Consider the following 17,604-nt stretch of genomic DNA (forward strand, 5'->3'; position numbering starts at 1 on the left):
GCGTACGCCCCCGCGCTCACCCCGCCCCGTGCGCCGCCTGCCGCTCCCGTACGTCCTCCTGCGACAGGTACACGTCGGTCCGCTCGAAGTCCCGCAGCGTCGCGGGCTTCTCCGCCTGGAAGCCGGTCCGTACGAAGTCGTCCCCGGCGGTGGCGTTGATCAGCCAGTTCGCGACGGTGCGGAACCTGGCGACGCCGGTGCGCAGTGCCAGCAGGTGGTAGCCGCGCGCCGCCACCTGGGCGGGCAGCCCGGTCAGCTCGTACCCCAGCGGCTTGGACACCGCGTCGATGCCGCCGAGGTCCACGACCAGGCCGAGGTCCTTGTGCCGGTACGGCGTGCGCGGCGCCCCGCGCAGCCCGGCGACGATGTTGCGGGCCGCGTGCTTGCCCTGCCGCGAGGCGTGCTGCGCGGTGGGCGGGCAGACCGCGCCACCGCCCTTCTCCAGGTCCGGTACGGCCGCCGCGTCACCGCAGGCCAGCACGTCCGGCATGCCCGGTACGGTCAGGTCCGCGTCCACGACGAGCCGGCCCCGTACGGTCTCCGCGCCGAGCGTGCCGATGAGCGGGGACGCCGCCACGCCCGCGGTCCAGATCAGCGTCCGGCACGGCAGTACCCGCCCGTCCGTGAACTCCACGGTGTCCTCGGTGACCTCGGCGACCGACACGCCGAGCGACACCTCCGTGCCGCGCCGCCGCATCAGTTCCAGGGCCTTCTGGCCGAGCCGTTCGCCCAGTTCGGGCATCAGCTTCGGCGCGATGTCGATGAGGTGCCACTTGATCTGGGTCGGGTCCAGGCGCGGGTAGCGCTTCGCGGCGGCGCTGGTCAGCCGCTGGAGGTAGGCGACCGTCTCGGTGCCCGCGTACCCGCCGCCCACGACGACGAACTGGAGCCGCGCCGCCCGCTCCTCCGGGTCCGTCGAGGCCGCGGCGATGTCGAGCTGGGCGATGACGTGGTCGCGGATGTACGCGGCCTCGGCCAGCGTCTTCATGCCGCGCGCGTACTCCGTCAGCCCGGGGATGTCGAAGGTGCGGGTGATGCTGCCCGGGGTCAGCACCAGACGGTCGTAGCGGACGTCCGTGATCTCGCCCGTGATCAGCCGGACGACGCAGACCTTCGCCGCGGTGTCGATGCCGATCACCCCGCCGGGCACCAGGCGTGTCCGGCGCAGGATCCGCCGCAGGGAGGGGGCGATCGACTGCGGGGTGACCACGCCGGCGGCGACGTGCGGCAGCAGCGGCAGGTACAGCTCGTAATTGTTGGGCGTGACGAGCACGATCTCGGCCGTCTCCGCGGACAGGCTGTGCTCCAGGCCCCGCGCGCACTCCACTCCGGCGAAGCCGCCGCCCACGATCAGGACTCTGGGTCGTTCCATGACGCGTCCTCGCCTCTGTCGGCAGCTGTGTCGGCTCCCGGCCACGCTCACACGCGGCGGCGGGGCCCGCCACCGCGCCCGCCGGGTGCTTCCTGCGACCGGGTGAGAAACCGGGGTGCCGGAGGGTGCCCTACCGGGTCAGCGGTGGTCCCGGTGGGTGGGCCGGGGGCGCCCGGTGCGGGCGAAGTGCGGCAGGGAGATGCCGCCGCGGTGCGGGGCGGCGCCGGTGCCCGGCCGTACGAACAGGGTGACGGTGACGCCCTCGGTGAAGCCGTTGCGGCGCATCAGCGCGGCCGACGCGGTGTTGTTCACCTCGACGTCGGTGACCACGGACGAGGCGCCCGCCGCGGTCAGCGCCGCGCAGCAGTCCTCGACCAGCCGGCCGGCCACGCCGCGCCCCTGGAACTCCGGGTCCACCGCGATCCACTCCAGGTACCCCCAGTCCTCGCGCTGCTCGAAGGTCATCGAGCCGAGCACGAACCCGGCGAGCCGCTCACCGGCCAGGGCGACCCGGCAGGCGGGCACGGACGCGTCGAGGTGGGTGGCGACGGCGGTCAGCGACCAGCCGGTGTACGGCATGGCGTCGGTGTCGTAGACGCGGGAACCCAGCTCCAGCACGGCCGGAAGGTGTTCGGGCCGCAGCGGGTGCAGAGTGATCCCGGGGCCGTGCGGAGGCGGGGTGGTCATGGCCGGAGCTCCTTCCGGAGGGGGCGCGGGGCGGGTTCCGAGGCGCGCCCCATGGTGGTACGAACCCACCCTAAGTGGGGCGATATCGGGTCGCGGACCGGCCCCTGTAGTTTGCGGGGGTGAGCACCGCCGTCGCCGAGATCCTGTCCCTCCTGCTGCTGGTCTGCGTCCTGGTCTTCGCCGTACGGAGGCCGGGCGGTGCCCCAGAGGCGGTCGTGGCCGTACCGGCGGCGGGCCTGCTCGTAGTGGCCGGTGCGGTGTCACCGTCCGCCGCCTGGCAGCAGGTGCACACGCTGCTGCCGGTCGTCGGCTTCCTGGCCGCCGTACTGGTGCTGGCGCATCTGTGCGCGCGTGAAGGGCTCTTCGAAGCGGCCGGGGCGGCCCTGGCGCGGCGCTGCGCGGGGCGCCCGCGGCTGCTGCTGGCCGGTGTCTTCGTGCTCGCCGCCGCGGTCACCGCGGTGCTCAGCCTGGACGCGACGGTGGTGCTGCTGACGCCGGTGATCGTGGCCACCGCCGCGCACGCCGGCGCACGCGCCCGGCCCCACCTGTACGCCTGCGCCCACCTGGCGAACTCCGCCTCGCTGCTGCTGCCCGTCTCCAACCTCACCAACCTGCTCGCGCTCGGCGCCGCCGGACTGTCCTTCACGCGCTTCGCCGCCCTGATGGCGCTGCCGTGGGTCGTGGCGGTGGTCTTCGAGTACGTGGTGTTCCGGCGGTTCTTCGGGGCTGAGCTGCGGCAGGACGCCGGGGGAGGCGCGCCGCGTACGGGTACGGGCGGCGACGGGGAAGCCCCGGACCCTCCGCCGCTGCCCGTCTTCGCGCTCGTGATCCTCTCGCTCACGCTCGCCGGATTCGTGGTCACCTCGTTCGCCGGGCTGAACCCGGCCTGGGCGGCGCTGGCCGGCGTGCTGGTTCTCGGAGTACGCGCGCTCGCGCGCCGGGAGACCACCGTGACCGGCGTCGTGGGCGCGGCCAAACCGTACTTCTGCCTCTTCGTGCTGGCCCTGGGCATCGTGGTGCAGGCGGTCGTGGACAACGGCCTCGGCGATACCGTCGACCGGCTGCTGCCCGCGGGCGCCTCGCTGCCCGCGCTCCTCGGCGTGGCCGCGTTCGCCGCGCTGCTCGCCAACGTCATCAACAACCTGCCCGCGGTACTGGCCCTGCTGCCGGTCGCGGCGCACGGCGGCGCCGGCCCCGTGCTCGCGGTGCTGATCGGCGTGAACCTCGGCCCGAACCTGACGTACGTCGGCTCCCTGGCCACGCTCCTGTGGCGGCGCACCCTCCATGATCGCGGCAACGCCCCCGACGTGGGCACCTTCACCCGGCTCGGCCTGCTGACCGTACCGGCGGGACTGGTCCTGTCGACAGTGGCGCTGTGGGGGGCTTTGCAGGTCATCGGCACCTAGTACCCGGTGCCGCCGCCCTACAGCGGCCCCTCCCAGCCCACCGCCTCGACACCGTCCTCCGCCACGGTCAGCCGTACCCCCGCCCGCCCGTCACCGAGGACGGCCGTCGCGTCGACCACCACGTCGATACGGCCCGGCGCCGACGTCCTGCTCCGCTCGCTCGCGTCCGTGAGCGCCGCCCGCAACTCCTCGATCAGCGCGTCGCCGCTCGCCTTGCCGACCCGCGCGTCCACCGGGCCCACGAACCGGACCGACGGCCGGACGCCCAGGCGAGGGGCCGCGGCACCGGTTTCCTGGAGGACGCGGGTGCGCAGCCCCGCCGGTGTGTCGGCGGGGCCCTGCTGGAGAGCGATGATCGCGGTGCGTATCTCCTGGATCGTCGCGTCGAGTTCGTCCACGGCCTGGCCCAGGCCCTCCCGCACCTCCGGCACCACCGTCCTGCGCCGGGTGCCCTCCAGGAGCATCCCGGTCGCGAACAGGCGCTGTATGACGAGGTCGTGCAGGTCGCGGGCGATGCGGTCGCGGTCCTCGTAGACGGCCAGCCGTTCGCGGTCGCGCTGCGCGCCCGCCAGGACGAGCGCGAGCGCGGCCTGCCCGGCGAACTGCGCTGCCAGGGTCCGTTCGGACGACGTGAAGCGCCGCTCGCCGGGGGCCCGGCACAGCGCGAGCGCGCCCAGTACCTTCCCCCAGCCTCCGGCCGGGTGGGACCCCGTCTCGCTGCGCAGCGGCAGCAGCATGGCCGGACCGTAGTGGCGGGCGAGCGGGGAGACCGAACGCGGGTCGGCGGCGAAGTCGTCCGAGTGGACGGCCAGTCCGGCGCGTATCTGGTGGACGACCGGGCTCTCCGGCGGGATCACGCCCCGGTACGCCTCGTCGCGGGCCGGGTCCGGCAGGAGCGTGGCGAGCGCCGCGACCTCCATGCCGCCGTCGGAATGCGGCAGCAGCACCGCCCCCGTCACCGCCTCGGCCAGCTCCCGGCCGCGCTCGGCGACGACCGCGAGCGCGCCCTCGGGTGCCGTACGGGGCGTGGGCCCGGCCAGCAGCGCGGTCGTGACGGAGGCGGCGCCGTCGATCCAGCGGCGGCGCTGCCGGGCCGCCGCGTACAACCGGGCGTTGCTCATGGCGATGCCCGCCTCGGTGGCCAGCACCCGCACCAGGTGCAGGTCCTCGGCGTCGAACTCCGCGCCGTCCCGCTTGTCCGCGAGGTGGAGGGTCCCGAACCGTTCGCCGTGTGCCCGGATGGGCACGCCGAGGAAGGAACGTATCGTCGGATGGCCGGGCGGCAGCGCCCCGCAGGCGCGCGGGTCCCGGGTGACATCGGCGATGCGGACCGCCTCGGTGCCGTGCAGCAGCGCGCCGATGATCCGGCTGCGCTCCGGGAGACGGCCGATCCGGCGTTCGTCCTCGGGGGAGACGCCGTGGGCGATCAGGTCGCACAGTGCGACGCCGTCCTCGTCGAGCAGGCCGACGGCGGCGTACCGGGCGGAGGTCAGGGCCGCGGCGGTGTCCGCGACGCGGCGCATCGCGCCCGTCAGGTCGAGGTCGGCGCCGACCGTGACCATGGCTTCGAGGAGTTGCGGGAGCCGGGGCAGGAGGCTGTCGGGAAGGTCGCGCAGGCGCTGCGCGGTCCCCTCGGCGGGGTCCGGGGAGCCGGACGCATCGGGCGTGACGGGGCCATGGCAGTGCGGATGGTGCGGCATCGGTCCGGCTCTCGCCCTGTCTCTCGCGTCTCTGCTCCGCCCGGCACCGCGCGCCGTCCCCGGGCCGTATGCGGCGGGCACCGTACGGGACGGGGAACGGATGTGCGTCCGTAACGCGCCCCTGATGGCTGATCGGCGGAATTGAGTCCAGTTCGTCCAAATGAAGGAACCGGCGACCGATTGGCGGGGTCGGGCACGCAGACGCTACCCAAGGAATGCGTAGGAAAAGGATAAGCGCTGGCCGGAAACTGCTCGGTCTTTCGACCGAGGCGCCGGGCCGGAGCGGGGCCGGGAACGTCTCGTTCCGGCTCAACCTGCCGCCGGGTCCGCCACTGTCCCGCCCGATGACCGCTGCACCGGTCCTATGCCGAGCGCCGTGACCGCCGTCACATGCGCGTGCTCCGGGGGTGACACGTCCACCATCCGCCCCCATGACGTGAGTTTGAGACAACTTCTTTACGTATGTGCCGTCCGGACTGACGCCGGTGCCAGCGGGTAAGCCGTAGACACGTAAGGGCACAGCCGACGACCCGGACCCCGCCGGAGGCTGGCACCGCGCGGGATGCCGAACGCCGACGGTGGTCGTCGCCGCCCGGGCCGCACCGGGTGAGTCCCCCAACTTCCGTACGTCTCCACCGCCAGCGTGCGACGGCACCACGCGCCCGGGCACGGAGGTGGGGACAGGCAATGGTGGACCAGGGATGGAGCTTCACGAGCCGGGAGCGCGTGGTGGGCGCGACCACGGTGGTGGAACTGGGTGGGGAAGTGGACATTCTCGCGGCGACCGCGCTGGGCCTGCGGCTCGACGAGATCACCGGCACCCGCCACCCCGATCTCGTGCTCGACGTACGGGACGTGACGTTCATCGACTGCTGCGGCGTCTCGATGCTGTGCCGCACCCGGCGGCGTACGGAGGCCAGGGCGGGCCGGCTGCGCCTGGCCGGAGTCGCGGAGAGCCCGAGCGTGCTGCGGCTGCTGCGGCTGACGGGCCTGCTGTCGGCCTTCGACCTCTGTTTCGACGCGGGCTCCGACCCGGGCTCCGACCCGGGCTCCGACCCGGTGTTCGGCCTCGCCGGTGAGACCGGCGCCGGCCCCCGGACGGGCGACGCCTGCCCCTGCACCCGCCCGCACACCGAGGGCCCGGGGCGCCCGGCCGCTCCGGACGCCCCCACGGACAGCGCCGTCGCCTGACGCGACGTCAGGGCCGGGCCCTGATCGCTCCCGGCCCGGCACCGCCGCCCCGGTTACGCCCCCTGCTTCGGCAGCGCCGCCTCGATCGCCTCCGTCAGCTCCGCCGCCTCCGGCTCGGTCCGGGGCCGGAACCGCCCCGCCACCGCGCCGTCGGCGCCGATGAGGAACTTCTCGAAGTTCCACTGCACGTCCCCGGCCTCACCCGCGCTGTCGGCGGTGCGGGTGAGTTCCTCGTACAGGGGGTGCCGGTCCGGGCCGTTGACGTCCGTCTTTTCGAACAGCGGGAAGCTGACCCCGTACGTCGTCGAGCAGAACGTGCTGATCTCCTCGGCGCTGCCCGGCTCCTGGCCCGCGAACTGGTTGCTGGGGAAGCCCAGGACGCTGAAGCCGCGGTCGGCGTAGCGCTGCTGGAGCCGCTCCAGGCCCGAATACTGCGGTGTCAGGCCGCACTTGGACGCCACGTTGACCACCAGGAGGGCCTTGCCCCGGTGGTCGGCCAGCGAGGTGGGCTCGCCGTTCAGGGTGCGCAGGGGGATGTCGTACAGGCTCACGTTCGGGCTCCTCGTTACGGGACCGCGGGTGCGGACGTGTGGACGGACTTCACCGGAACAACATCATCCGCGCGCGACTTCTTCCCGGCCCTCCGCACTCGCCGGTCCCTCGGTCCGCAGTGGCGATCCGTCCCGCCCCGGACCTGTCCAACTGGTTATTCCGGAACACGGGGAATATCTCGGCTGTGAAATCTCTGTGCGCGGGCTATTCTCCTGCTGTGAGGGGCCGGTATCGGCCATGCTTTGTACCGCCTTTCGCCGGTGGGGCCGGGGCGCGGTCGCCCGACAGCGGCAGGTGACGTGCGGGCGTGGGGGAGCCGGCCGTACTGGCCGGAAGGTGATGCGCGAACGAAGGCGCAGGTGGCGGCCGGTGGCCCGGAGCGGCAGGGCTTCGGGGGAAGCGTTCCTGCGCGGGGAGAATTCCTGGTCGGGCCGGCTGCCGTATTCCTCCCCGCGGGGTTGACCGGAAAAGCCCTGGACGAAGCAGGATTCGCGATTCCGCTTCCCCACTTCATGTTTCTCTCATCTTCGCGTGACACGGTGGGACGGCGTGCTCGCGACGGCATCGGAACCATGTACGTACGCACCTTTTCCCGGCGGGAAGTCCCGCCGTTCCCTCGCCGTCGCCGCCGGTGAAGCGCCGATCCCCCGAATACCGGCTCCGGCGTGGCCGCCGACCCCGAAGGTGCCGTCCGCGGCGGCACCCGGCCCGGTCGCGCCCGCGCCGGGCACCCACCGTCGCCCTGCGGTGCCCCGACCACCCACCGTTCACGGGAGAGACTCCATGTCCGCCACCACCTTCGTGGACCGGCCCCGCGCGCTCCAACAGGCGCACGCCCGCTGGCAGTTCTGGCACACGCCCGCGGGGCGGCCGCGCTGGAACCGGCCCGCGCTGCTGGGCATCGCCGCCCTCGCGGCCCTGCTGTACGCCTGGAACATCACCGCCAGCGACTACGCCGGCTACTACGCCGCCGCCGTCCGCAGCATGTCGGAGAGCTGGAAGGCGTTCCTGTTCACATCCTTCGACCCCGGTTCCACGGTCACCCTGGACAAGGTCGGCGGATTCCTGTGGCCGCAGGCGCTGTCCGCGCGGATCTTCGGCTACAGCAACTGGGCGCTCACGCTCCCGCAGTGCGTCGAGGGCGTCGTCTCCGTCCTGGTCATCCACCGCACCGTACGCCGCTGGCGCGGCCCGGCGGCCGGGCTGCTCGCGGCCGGCGTGCTGACGCTCACCCCGGTGGCGGCGTCGATGTTCGGGCACGCGCTGCTGGAGGCACCGCTGACCATGTGCCTGGTGCTGGCGGCGGACCAGTGCGCGCGGGCGATGCTCAGCGGCCGGCTGCGGCCGTTGCTGCTGGCGGCGGTCTGGGTGGGGCTGGCCTTCCAGGCGGCGATGATGCAGGCGTGGATCATCGTCCCGGCCCTGGCCGTCGCGTACTTCGTGGTCTCCCCGGCGGCGCTGCGCAAGCGGCTGGGCCACCTGCTGACCGCGGGCGCCGTGCTGTGCGCCGTCTCGCTCTCCTGGGTGCTGCTGATGACCGTCGTGCCGCAGAACTCGCGGCCGTACGTGGACGGCTCACGGAACAACAGCGCCCTGTCGATGGTGTTCGGCTACAACGGCTTCGACCGGCTCAGCGGGGGCTGGAGCATGGACGCCGCCAACAGCGTGCAGACGGGCGCGGCCAAGGGCCAGGGCGGTGCGGCGCGGGGCGGGGGAGCCCAGGGCGGCGTCCAGGCCGGTGCCCAGGGCGGCGCCAAGCCGTCCGGTCAGTCGCCGACCGGCGGCGACGGATCGCAACTGGCGGTGGGCGCCCCCATCAGCGGCTGGCTCAAGCTCTTCCGTGCGCCGCTCGCGCAGCAGATCGGCTGGCTCTTCCCGCTCGCGCTGTGCGCACTCGTCCTCGGCTTCGCCACCCGCCGCAAACAGCGCCGTACGGACCCGGTGCGCGGCGGCTATCTCCTGTGGGGCGGCTGGCTGCTGACGGCGGCCACGGTCATGAGTGCCATCAACGTCCCGCACGCCACCTACATGTCCGCCCTGGCGCCCGGCCTCGCCGCGCTGTCCGCCGCCGGGGTCGTCACGCTGTGGCGCGCCTACCGGAAGGGGACCGTGAGCGGGGCCGGAGGGCTACGGACTTGGGCGCTGCCCGTGACCGTAGCCGTACAGGCAGCCTGGGCGGTCCACCTCGTCTCCGTCCACGCCGGCTGGGTGCCGTGGCTGATTCCCCTGATCGTCGTTGCTGCGCTCGCCGCGCTCGGCCTGCTGGCGTACGGAGCCGTCCGCTCCCGCCGCGAGAAGGACGGACCGAGCCCCGCTGACTCCCCGTCAGCTGCCAGGGGGCGCAACCGCCTCCGCCGTACCGGAACCGCCGGACTGATCGCGGGCTGCCTCACGATGGCGGCCGCCCCCGCCACCTGGTCGCTGTCCGTACTGGACCCCCGGTACACCGGCTCGGCCCACTCGGCCTCCGCGGGCCCGCAGGACGTGACCATCGGCACCCCCGCGCACCTGACGGACGCCCAGCGCAAAATCCTCGACTATGTGGAGCGGCGCAAGGGCACCGCCGAATACACCTTCTCCGCCGCGCTGCTCTCCGCCGAGCCGTACATCCGCCTCGGCGGCGCCGCCGTCCTGCCGCTCGGCGGATTCGCGGCCGGGACCGAGCCGGTCACCCTGGAGGAGTACCAGCGGCTGGTCGCGTCCGGGAAGCTGCGCTTTGCACTCGTCGGCAACCGCAGCACCGCGGGCACCTCGGAGACGGCGCGGATCAGCCGGTGGGTGCGGTCGGCGTGCGAGAAGGTCGATCCGGCGGCGTACGGCGGGCGGACGGGGGCCGGTGCGGGGCAGGCGAACGGGGCCGGAGCACCGGCCGGGACCGGACAGCCGCAGGCCGGAGGGGGACAGCCGCACACCGGAACCCGGCAGCCGCAGGCCGGAGGCGGCGCGGGCCAGAGTCTCCACCGCTGCGCTCCCGAGGACGTGCGGAGCTGACCGGGATTCGCCCCGCTTGCCCCGCCGTGCCCCTCTTGACCCGTGCGCGAGCTGCCAGCACAGTACGGAGGACCGTCCGGCCGGACCGATCCCGCGGTTGCGGACGCGAGGACGTGGGAGGGTGCCGTGCACAGCAGCCCGAGCATCGTGCCGTCGGACCCGGGAGCCGGGGCCGCCCGGACCGACGGCGTACCGGACGTGGACGAACCGGCCGCGGTCGCCTTGGCGCAGGACCTGGTCCGGCTGCGGACGGTCAACGCCACCGGCGCCACCGCCGTCGAACAGCCCGCCGCCGACCTCGTCTCCCGGCTCTTCACCGCGTTCGGCTGGCCGCACGAGGTGACCGAGGTGGCGCCCGGCCGCCCCAACGTCGTCGCGGTCGTCGAGGGCGGCGGCGGGCCGGGCCGCACCCTGATGTTCGAGGGGCACACGGACGTGGTCACCGAGGGCGACCCGGCGGCCTGGTCCGTCGACCCGTACGGCGCGCAGATCCGCGACGGCAGGCTGTGGGGCCGGGGCGCCGCCGACATGAAGTCCGGCGTGGCGGCCATGATCTACGGGGTACGGGCGCTCCAGCAGGCCGGTCCCTTCCCCGGCCGGATCGTCGTCGGCGTGCTGTGCGACGAGGAGGGCCTGATGCTCGGCGCCAAGGCGTTCGCCGCCTCACCGGCGGCCGCCGCGGTGGACGGCGTCATCGTCTGCGAGCCGGAGGGCTACGAGGTGTGCACCTCGGCCCGCGGCGGCATCCGCCTCCGGTTCGCGCTGCACGGGGTGATGGCGCACGGCGCGATGCCCCAGGAGGGCCGCAACCCGCTCGTCGCCGGCGCGCGTGTCGTCGCCGCGCTCGCCGGGGCCGAGGAGTGGGCCGTACGCCGGTACGGCACCCATCCGCACGCCGGGACGGTGACCGTCACCCCGACGGTGCTGCACGGCGGCGACCCCGACCAGCTCAATGTCATCCCCGCCCACGCGGTGGTCGGCGTCGACGTGCGGACGGTACCCGGCACCGACCACGCCGAGATGATCGAGCATCTGCGGCAGGCGGCCGAGGACGCCGCGGCAAGCGTGGGCGTCACCGTCGGACTGACCGTCGTGGACGACCGGCCCGCCATCGAGACCGACGCGGACCACCCGGTCGTCAGGGCGCTGGTGGCCGCTCACCGCCTGGTGCACGGCAGCGACCCGCCCTTCGGCGCGGTCCCCGGCACGACCGACGGCACGATACTGACCCGCGACGCGGGCCTGGCGACCGTCGTCTACGGGCCGGGCGGCAAATGGATCGCCCACCAGAAGGACGAATACGTCGAGGTGCGCGAGATCGGCGAGTACGCCCGGGTGTACGCCGCGGCGGCCCGGCACTTCCTCGCCGGGAGCGGCACCTGCCGCGAGGGCACCGTCACATGACCCTCCCGTCTTCACACGCGGTCCGGACGCCGCGTTCCGGGCGCTCTCGGCGTCGGCGGTGTGGTGATCAACGAGATCCCGGGCTGCCGCGGTGATGTGGCGCGGGAAGCGGACTGCGGGGCACGGAAAGCCGGACGCATCGGGTGAAGGAGCAGGCGATGGAGCACGCGTCGGAGTACGCAGTCGGCCGGGCGGTGGAGTACGCGAAGCTGTTCCGCCTGGACGGGCGGCGCGTCACGGTGGTGGGCGGCGCCGGGGGCATCGGCCGGGAGGTGGTGTGTGCTCTGGCCGCGCATGGTGCCGAGGTGATCGTTGCCGACCTGGATGCGGCAGGGGCCGCGGCGGCTGCGGAGGCCGCTGCCGCGGAGCCGCCCGCCCCCGGCAGCCGCACCGGTACCGCGACCGCCTGTCCCCTCGACGTGCTGGACGAGGACGCGGTACGGGCCGCGGCGGACCGGTGGGGAGCACTGGACGGGCTGGTCGTCACCGCCGGCGTCAATGTGCGCAAGCGGATCACTGATTACACCGCCGCGGAGTTCGACCGGGTCCTGGCCCTCAACCTGCGGGCCGCCTTCACGCTCGTACGGGCCGTCGCCCCGGCCATGGCCGAGCGCGGCCGGGGCAGCGTGGTCGGCCTCGCCTCCATGCGCGCCTTCCAGGTCGAGCCGGGGCAGAGCGCGTACGCCGCCTCGAAGGCCGGGCTGGTGCAGTTCCTGCGGACGGCAGCGGCGGAGTGGGGGCCGCGCGGCGTCCGGTTCAACGCGGTGGCGCCCGGTGTGGTCCGCACCCCGCTCACCGACCAGATCGCCGCCGATCCGCAGTGGTACGACGCGTACGCCCAGGCGTCCGCGCTGCGCCGCTGGGCCCGCGCCGACGAGATCGCGGGCGCCGCGGTCTACCTCGTATCGGACGCGTCGACCTTCGTCACCGGGAGCGTGCTGACGGTCGACGGCGGCTGGACGGCGGTGGACGGCCGGTTCGAGCCGACGCTCTGAGGACGGCCGTACGGTACGAACGCACCCCCACGGAGCCCCATGCCGCCGCACAGCGACCACAGCACCACCCCCGGCCACACCACCTACGACGTCCCCGGCCTGGCCGCCCCCGTCGAGATCCGCGTCGACCGCTGGGGCGTACCGCACCTGTACGCCGCCTCCCAGGACGACCTGTTCCTCGCCCAGGGATTCAACGCCGCCCGGGACCGCCTCTTCCAGATCGACCTGTGGCGGCGCCGCGGCCTCGGCCTGCTCTCCGAGGTATTCGGCGAGAGCTGCCTCGAACACGACCGGGCGGCCCGGCTCTTCCTGTACCGCGGTGACATGGCCGCCGAATGGGCCGCCTACGGGCCGCGTACGGAGCGCATCACCAGCGCTTTCGTGCGTGGCGTCAATGCATACGTAGCGCTCTGCCGCGCCGACCCGGCCCACCTGCCACCCGAGTTCGCGCTGCTCGGCCACCGGCCCGCCTACTGGGAGCCCGCCGACGTGGCCCGTATCCGCAGCCACGGCCTCTACTACAACCTGGAGCAGGAGGTCGCCCGCGCGCTGACGCTGCGCGACCACGGCCCCGCGGTCGAGGAGCTGCGCCGGGCGCGGGAACCTGCGCACACCCTGCGCGTACCGGAGGGTCTGGACCTGTCCGTCATCCCCGACGACGTGCTGCGGGTCTACCGGCTGGCCACCACTCCGCCGTGGGAGGACGGCGGCCCGCGCCAGGGCCCGGACGGCAGCAACAACTGGGTGATCGCCCCGTCCCGTACCGCCACCGGCCGGCCCCTGCTGGCCAACGATCCGCACCGCGCCGTCACCCTGCCCGCGCTGCGCTACCTCGCCCACCTGTCGGCCCCCGGCATCGACGCCATCGGCGCGGGGGAGCCCGCGCTGCCCGGCATCTCCATCGGCCACAACGGCCGTATCGCGTTCGGGCTGACCATCTTCCCCATCGACCAGGAGGACCTGTACGTCTACCGCATCAACCCGGACGCGCCCCGCGAGTACCGCTACGACGGCCGCTGGGAGCCCATGACCCGGGTCACCGAGACGGTGCCGGTGCGCGACGGGCGGCCGGTCACCGTCGAGCTGTGGTTCACCCGGCACGGGCCGGTGATCCACGAGGACCCGGAGCGCGGCACGGCGTTCGCCGTACGGGCGGCCTGGCTCGGCCCGGGTATGGCCCCGTACCTGGGCAGTACGGAGTACATGACGGCGGAAGGCCCCGACGCCTTCGTGGCCGCGCTGCGCCGCTGGGGCGCGCCCGGCGAGAACCAGGTCTACGCCGCCCCCGACGGCACCACCGGCTGGCAGCCCGCCGGCCGCGTCCCCGCCCGGCCGAACTGGGACGGCACCCTGCCCGTGCCCGGCGACGGCCGCTACGAGTGGGCCGGATTCCACCCCGCGGACACGCTGCCCTCCGTACGCGACCCCGGCCGGGGCTGGTTCGCCACGGCCAACGAGATGAACCTCCCGCCCGGCTACCCGAACGCCCGCCGGACGATCACGTACGACTGGTACGCGCCTGCCCGCCACGACCGCATCGCCGAGGAACTGGACGCCCGCACCGGCTGGACCGTCGCGGACTGCGTCCGCCTCCAGACCGACTGCACCAGCCCGGCCGCCCGCCGCATCCTGCCGCTGCTGACCGGTCTGACCAGCGACGACCCGGCCGTGGCGTGGGCGCTGGACCGGCTGCGCGCCTGGGACGCGCGGCTGGCGCCCGACTCCGTACCCGCCGCGCTCTTCGAGGTCTGGTACCGGCGGTACCTGCGCCCGGCCGTACTGGAACGGGCCCTGGCCCGCCTGCTGCCCCCGGACCGGCGCGCCGCGGCCCTGGCACGCGTCCTGCCCGCCGGCGAAGCCGCCACCACCGACCCGCGGATCGATCTCGGCCTGCTGCTCGCGCCCGGCGACCGGCTCGGCCCCGACCCGGACCGCGCCCTGCGTACGGCCGTCCTCGCCACCCTCCCCGGCGCGCTCGCCGAACTCGGGCGGCTGCTGGGACCGGACCGCGCCCGCTGGACCTGGGGAGCGCTGCACCAGGCGGAACCACGGCACCCGCTCGCCGGGTGGCTGGGCGAGCGGGCCCCGGACTGGACCCGGGCCGGGCCCGCGCCGCGCGGCGGCAGCGGCGACACGGTCAACGCGACCTCGTACGGCACGGACTTCCGGCAGGCCGGCGGGGCGACCTTCCGGCTGGTGATCGACGTCGGCGACTGGGACGCCTCGGTGGCCATGAACGCGCCCGGCCAGTCCGGTGTGCCGGACAGCCCGCACTACCGCGACCTGTTCGCGGACTGGGCGGCGGACCGCGCCTTTCCGCTGCTGTACGGCCGCGCGGCGGTCGACCGCCACACCACCCGCGTGATCACCCTGCGGCCCGCCGGGGGACCGCCGCCCGGAAAAGCGTGATTCAGATCACGGGAATTACCGTGTAACAAACCACGGGTAAGTGCGCGATGAATAAAGAGGTGCCCGCCGTGCACCTTGCCTATGTGTATCGAGAGGTTCCTCGTGTCACTCACCTCGGCCATCACGCGACCGCAGGAAATAACCGGATCCCCGGCCCCGGAAGACGTACCCGCCGACGGTACGGCGATCGAGGCGGCCGGCGGATTCACCCTGTCCCACGGTGACGAGGGGGACGCGCCGGCGCAGCAGGTCGCCGGCGCCGGGGCCTCCGCCGACCCGGTCAAGGACTACCTCAAACTGATCGGCAAGGTCCCGCTGCTCAACGCCGAGCAGGAGGTGGAGCTGGCCAAGCGCGTCGAGGCCGGTCTGTTCGCCCAGGAGAAACTGGACACCGGCGAGCCCGCCGGCCGGCTCCGCCGCGAGCTGGAGATCCTGGTCGCGGACGGCGCCCGCGCCAAGGAACACCTCGTCGAGGCCAACCTGCGGCTCGTCGTCTCGCTCGCCAAGCGCTACACGGGACGCGGCATGCTCTTCCTGGACCTCATCCAGGAGGGCAATCTCGGGCTCATCCGCGCCGTCGAGAAGTTCGACTACGTGAAGGGCTTCAAATTCTCCACGTACGCCACCTGGTGGATTCGCCAGGCCATCACCCGCGCGATGGCCGACCAGGCCCGTACGATCCGCATTCCGGTCCACATGGTGGAGATCATCAACAAGGTGGCCCGGATTCAGCGCCAGCTGCTCCAGGACACCGGCCGCGAACCCACCCCGGAAGAACTGGCCAAGGAACTCGACATGACCCCGGAAAAGGTCATGGAGGTCCAGAAATACGGCCGTGAGCCGATATCCCTGCACACCCCGCTGGGCGACGAGGGCGACAGCGAGTTCGGCGACCTCATCGAGGACACCGAAGCGGTCGTGCCCGCCGAGGCCGTCGGCTTCTCGTTCCTCCAGCAGCAGCTGCGCGCCATCCTGGACACCCTGGCCGACCGCGAGGCCGGCGTCGTCTCCATGCGCTACGGCCTCAAGGACGGCCAGCCCAAGACGCTCGACGAGATCGGCAAGGTCTACGGCGTCACCCGGGAGCGCATCCGCCAGATCGAGAACAAGACGATGTCGAAGCTGCGGCATCCGTCGCGGTCGCAGTTGCTGCGGGATTACCTGGACTAGGCGAAGGCTCTCCCGGCCCGGCGACGGGGGCGTGCGCCCCCGGAGCGTCGGCGCACGGGCGGACGGGCGGTTGCCGTTCCGGCCTCCCCGCGTCGCGTGGTCCCTAGACTCGATGCGTACGCCCGGCCCGTCAGCGCTGACGGGGCGTCCACCCGGCCGGGTGCCCGGCGGGCGTGAGGGCGGGAATCGGGGGATGCGGCCATGCCCGGTGCCGAACGGTTCGTCCAGTCCGCGTTGCGGTTCTGGGAGCAGGGGCGGCGTTACGAGGACGAGGGCCGGCCGCTCCTGGCCGCCCGGAGCTACACACGCGGCCTGGGCGGCTTCCTGTCGTACGTGAAACTGTCCCGGACCGGCCAACTGGCGCCCGCCTACTACGCGTTCGGGGCGCTCGGCAGAGAGACGGCCCGGCTGTGCGCCCCACGGAACCGGCACAGCGCCCTGCAGAACGCCCGCATGGCCCTGGCCGCCTCCCACCTCGCCGACCCGACGTGCGGCCAGGTCGCCTCGGTCGAGCGGGAGGTGCGCGACGGCCGTGACCGGACGCTGTACGCGCTGACCCTGGGCCACCACGACCAGGTGCTCACCGCCGAGATGCGCATCGCCGGCGCCGCGGACGCACGCGATCTGCTGGCCTCCCTGCTCGGCGACGAGGCCGCCACCCGCCCCAGCGCCATGGGCGTCTGGCCCATCGGCAGCGGTGACGGGACGGGCCGGGGCCGCGTCGGCTACTGGCAGGACAAGAAGCGCTACATGCAGGCCGTGCTGCCCAGCTGCGCCGGCCTGGGGGAACTCCGCGAACGCCGCCGCCTGCGGGAGGAGGCCGACGCCTTCTTCGCCGAGCTGCGCCGGGTCGCCCCGCACTACGATCCGGGGCCGCGTCCCGAACGGGGCATCGGCTGACAGGGGGCCGGGTGCGCGAGCGAAGCGCGGGACCGGGCCGGCGGAAGCGGAGGCCGGAGTGAGCAAACACCATATGCGCGGGCCCTTGCAGACGGCGCTCGCCACCTGGCGGCAGGCGCGGACCACGGCGAGCAGCGGCGCCCCGCCCCGGCGCACCGGCGTCGCCTATCACCGGGCCGTCAACCACCTGCAGATGTACGCCTGCATGCTCCGGGCCGGTCCCCGGCCCCGCGAGGAGGTACGGGACGAGCTGAGCGCCACCTGCCACGCCCTGTCCGTCCTGTGCCGCGAGTCGGTACCGAAGGTCTCCGCCTCGGGCGCCACCCACTACGTGGCGGTGCACGCCCGGACCGCCCTGGCCGCCGCCCACCTCGCCGACCCCGTACGGGGCGAGCCCGGCCGGGTTGGCGCGGCCCTGGACAGCCCGGCCCTGGAGCGCTTCGACCCCGACGGCACCGGGGACGTGCCGCCCGCCGAACGGATCGCGGCCGCGGCCGACGTCCGCCTGCTGCTCGCCTCGGTGATCGCCGAGCGGCCACCCGCCCGCGGCGCCACCGGCGCACCGTGGTGCATCACCGAGGACGCGGACGGCGGTTTCCGGGCCGGGTATCGGGACCGGCGGCGCTTTCGCCGTGCCGTGCTGCCCGGCTGCGCGGGTCTGGGGCCGCAGGCTGAGGCGCTGCGACTCGGCGAGGAAGGGGTGCGTCTGCACGTCGCCTTGGCGGCCGGGCTGCCTGGGCACCGTGCGGAACTCGCGCGCGCTCAGCGGGAGTTGGCGGATCTGGCTCGGCTGTTCGGAGTGGCCGCGCCGGTGGTGGGGTGAGGTG

12 protein-coding genes and 1 pseudogene are annotated in these 17,604 nt (G+C 73.9%); 9 read left to right on the top strand and 4 right to left on the bottom strand.

Annotated features, from left to right (window positions below; translation table 11 throughout):
- Positions 1-16: 16 nt before the first annotated feature.
- Together ADK86_RS21270 and ADK86_RS21275 are read right to left on the bottom strand one after the other, a co-directional pair.
- Positions 17-1,372 carry an NAD(P)/FAD-dependent oxidoreductase gene (locus ADK86_RS21270; RefSeq protein WP_053698003.1) on the bottom strand — a complete coding sequence of 452 codons (1,356 nt, stop codon included), beginning with the start codon at positions 1,370-1,372 and terminating at the stop codon, positions 17-19.
- A 138-nt stretch (positions 1,373-1,510) separates the two neighbouring features.
- Positions 1,511-2,059, bottom strand: coding sequence for a GNAT family N-acetyltransferase (locus ADK86_RS21275; protein ID WP_053698004.1), 549 nt, complete (start codon positions 2,057-2,059; stop codon positions 1,511-1,513).
- A gap of 119 nt (positions 2,060-2,178) precedes the next feature.
- Between ADK86_RS21275 and ADK86_RS21280 the strand changes: the two genes are divergently transcribed.
- Positions 2,179-3,465: an SLC13 family permease gene (locus ADK86_RS21280; RefSeq protein ID WP_053698005.1), complete on the top strand. Its 1,287-nt coding sequence runs from the start codon at positions 2,179-2,181 to the stop codon at positions 3,463-3,465.
- Between the two features lie 17 nt (positions 3,466-3,482).
- Here ADK86_RS21280 and ADK86_RS21285 read toward each other — a convergent pair whose 3' ends face one another.
- The gene (locus ADK86_RS21285; RefSeq protein WP_053698006.1) at positions 3,483-5,165 is read right to left on the bottom strand and encodes a GAF domain-containing protein; all 1,683 of its coding nucleotides are present in this window, start codon (positions 5,163-5,165) and stop codon (positions 3,483-3,485) included.
- Positions 5,166-5,852: 687 nt separating this feature from the next.
- Between ADK86_RS21285 and ADK86_RS40160 the strand changes: the two genes are divergently transcribed.
- Positions 5,853-6,356: an STAS domain-containing protein gene (locus tag ADK86_RS40160; protein ID WP_063789048.1), complete on the top strand. Its 504-nt coding sequence runs from the start codon at positions 5,853-5,855 to the stop codon at positions 6,354-6,356.
- Between the two features lie 53 nt (positions 6,357-6,409).
- Here ADK86_RS40160 and ADK86_RS21295 read toward each other — a convergent pair whose 3' ends face one another.
- Positions 6,410-6,907 (bottom strand): glutathione peroxidase, encoded by a 498-nt coding sequence (locus tag ADK86_RS21295; protein ID WP_053698007.1) that lies wholly within the window; start codon positions 6,905-6,907, stop codon positions 6,410-6,412.
- Positions 6,908-7,691: 784 nt separating this feature from the next.
- Between ADK86_RS21295 and ADK86_RS21300 the strand changes: the two genes are divergently transcribed.
- From ADK86_RS21300 to ADK86_RS21330, 7 genes and pseudogenes are all read left to right on the top strand, one after another.
- Complete coding sequence (locus tag ADK86_RS21300; protein ID WP_053698008.1) at positions 7,692-9,899, top strand: ArnT family glycosyltransferase; 2,208 nt, start codon at positions 7,692-7,694, stop codon at positions 9,897-9,899.
- A gap of 126 nt (positions 9,900-10,025) precedes the next feature.
- The gene (locus ADK86_RS21305; RefSeq protein WP_199834444.1) at positions 10,026-11,303 is read left to right on the top strand and encodes a M20 family metallopeptidase; all 1,278 of its coding nucleotides are present in this window, start codon (positions 10,026-10,028) and stop codon (positions 11,301-11,303) included.
- Positions 11,304-11,461: 158 nt separating this feature from the next.
- Positions 11,462-12,298: an SDR family NAD(P)-dependent oxidoreductase gene (locus ADK86_RS21310; RefSeq protein WP_199834445.1), complete on the top strand. Its 837-nt coding sequence runs from the start codon at positions 11,462-11,464 to the stop codon at positions 12,296-12,298.
- A gap of 39 nt (positions 12,299-12,337) precedes the next feature.
- Complete coding sequence (locus ADK86_RS21315; RefSeq protein ID WP_053698009.1) at positions 12,338-14,707, top strand: penicillin acylase family protein; 2,370 nt, start codon at positions 12,338-12,340, stop codon at positions 14,705-14,707.
- A gap of 150 nt (positions 14,708-14,857) precedes the next feature.
- A pseudogene (locus tag ADK86_RS21320) lies at positions 14,858-15,877 on the top strand (RNA polymerase sigma factor); the annotation flags it as partial.
- A gap of 201 nt (positions 15,878-16,078) precedes the next feature.
- Complete coding sequence (locus ADK86_RS42440; RefSeq protein WP_053698011.1) at positions 16,079-16,777, top strand: hypothetical protein; 699 nt, start codon at positions 16,079-16,081, stop codon at positions 16,775-16,777.
- A gap of 58 nt (positions 16,778-16,835) precedes the next feature.
- Entirely contained in the window at positions 16,836-17,600 is a 765-nt protein-coding gene (locus ADK86_RS21330) for a hypothetical protein (RefSeq protein ID WP_159393905.1), read from the top strand.
- The last annotated feature ends 4 nt before the right edge of the window (positions 17,601-17,604 follow it).

Source organism: Streptomyces sp. NRRL F-5755, from assembly GCF_001279365.1.
GTDB classification, from domain to species: Bacteria; Actinomycetota; Actinomycetes; order Streptomycetales; family Streptomycetaceae; genus Streptomyces; species Streptomyces rimosus.

Excerpts from the sequence above, each read along its gene's own strand:
- ADK86_RS21270 (WP_053698003.1), bottom strand. The coding sequence starts at position 1,372 with ATGGAACGACCCAGAGTCCTGATCGTGGGCGGCGGCTTCGCCGGAGTG.
- ADK86_RS21275 (WP_053698004.1), bottom strand. The coding sequence starts at position 2,059 with ATGACCACCCCGCCTCCGCACGGCCCCGGGATCACTCTGCACCCGCTG.
- ADK86_RS21285 (WP_053698006.1), bottom strand. The coding sequence starts at position 5,165 with ATGCCGCACCATCCGCACTGCCATGGCCCCGTCACGCCCGATGCGTCC.
- ADK86_RS40160 (WP_063789048.1), top strand. The coding sequence starts at position 5,853 with ATGGTGGACCAGGGATGGAGCTTCACGAGCCGGGAGCGCGTGGTGGGC.
- ADK86_RS21300 (WP_053698008.1), top strand. The coding sequence starts at position 7,692 with ATGTCCGCCACCACCTTCGTGGACCGGCCCCGCGCGCTCCAACAGGCG.
- ADK86_RS21310 (WP_199834445.1), top strand. The coding sequence starts at position 11,462 with ATGGAGCACGCGTCGGAGTACGCAGTCGGCCGGGCGGTGGAGTACGCG.
- ADK86_RS21315 (WP_053698009.1), top strand. The coding sequence starts at position 12,338 with ATGCCGCCGCACAGCGACCACAGCACCACCCCCGGCCACACCACCTAC.
- ADK86_RS42440 (WP_053698011.1), top strand. The coding sequence starts at position 16,079 with ATGCCCGGTGCCGAACGGTTCGTCCAGTCCGCGTTGCGGTTCTGGGAG.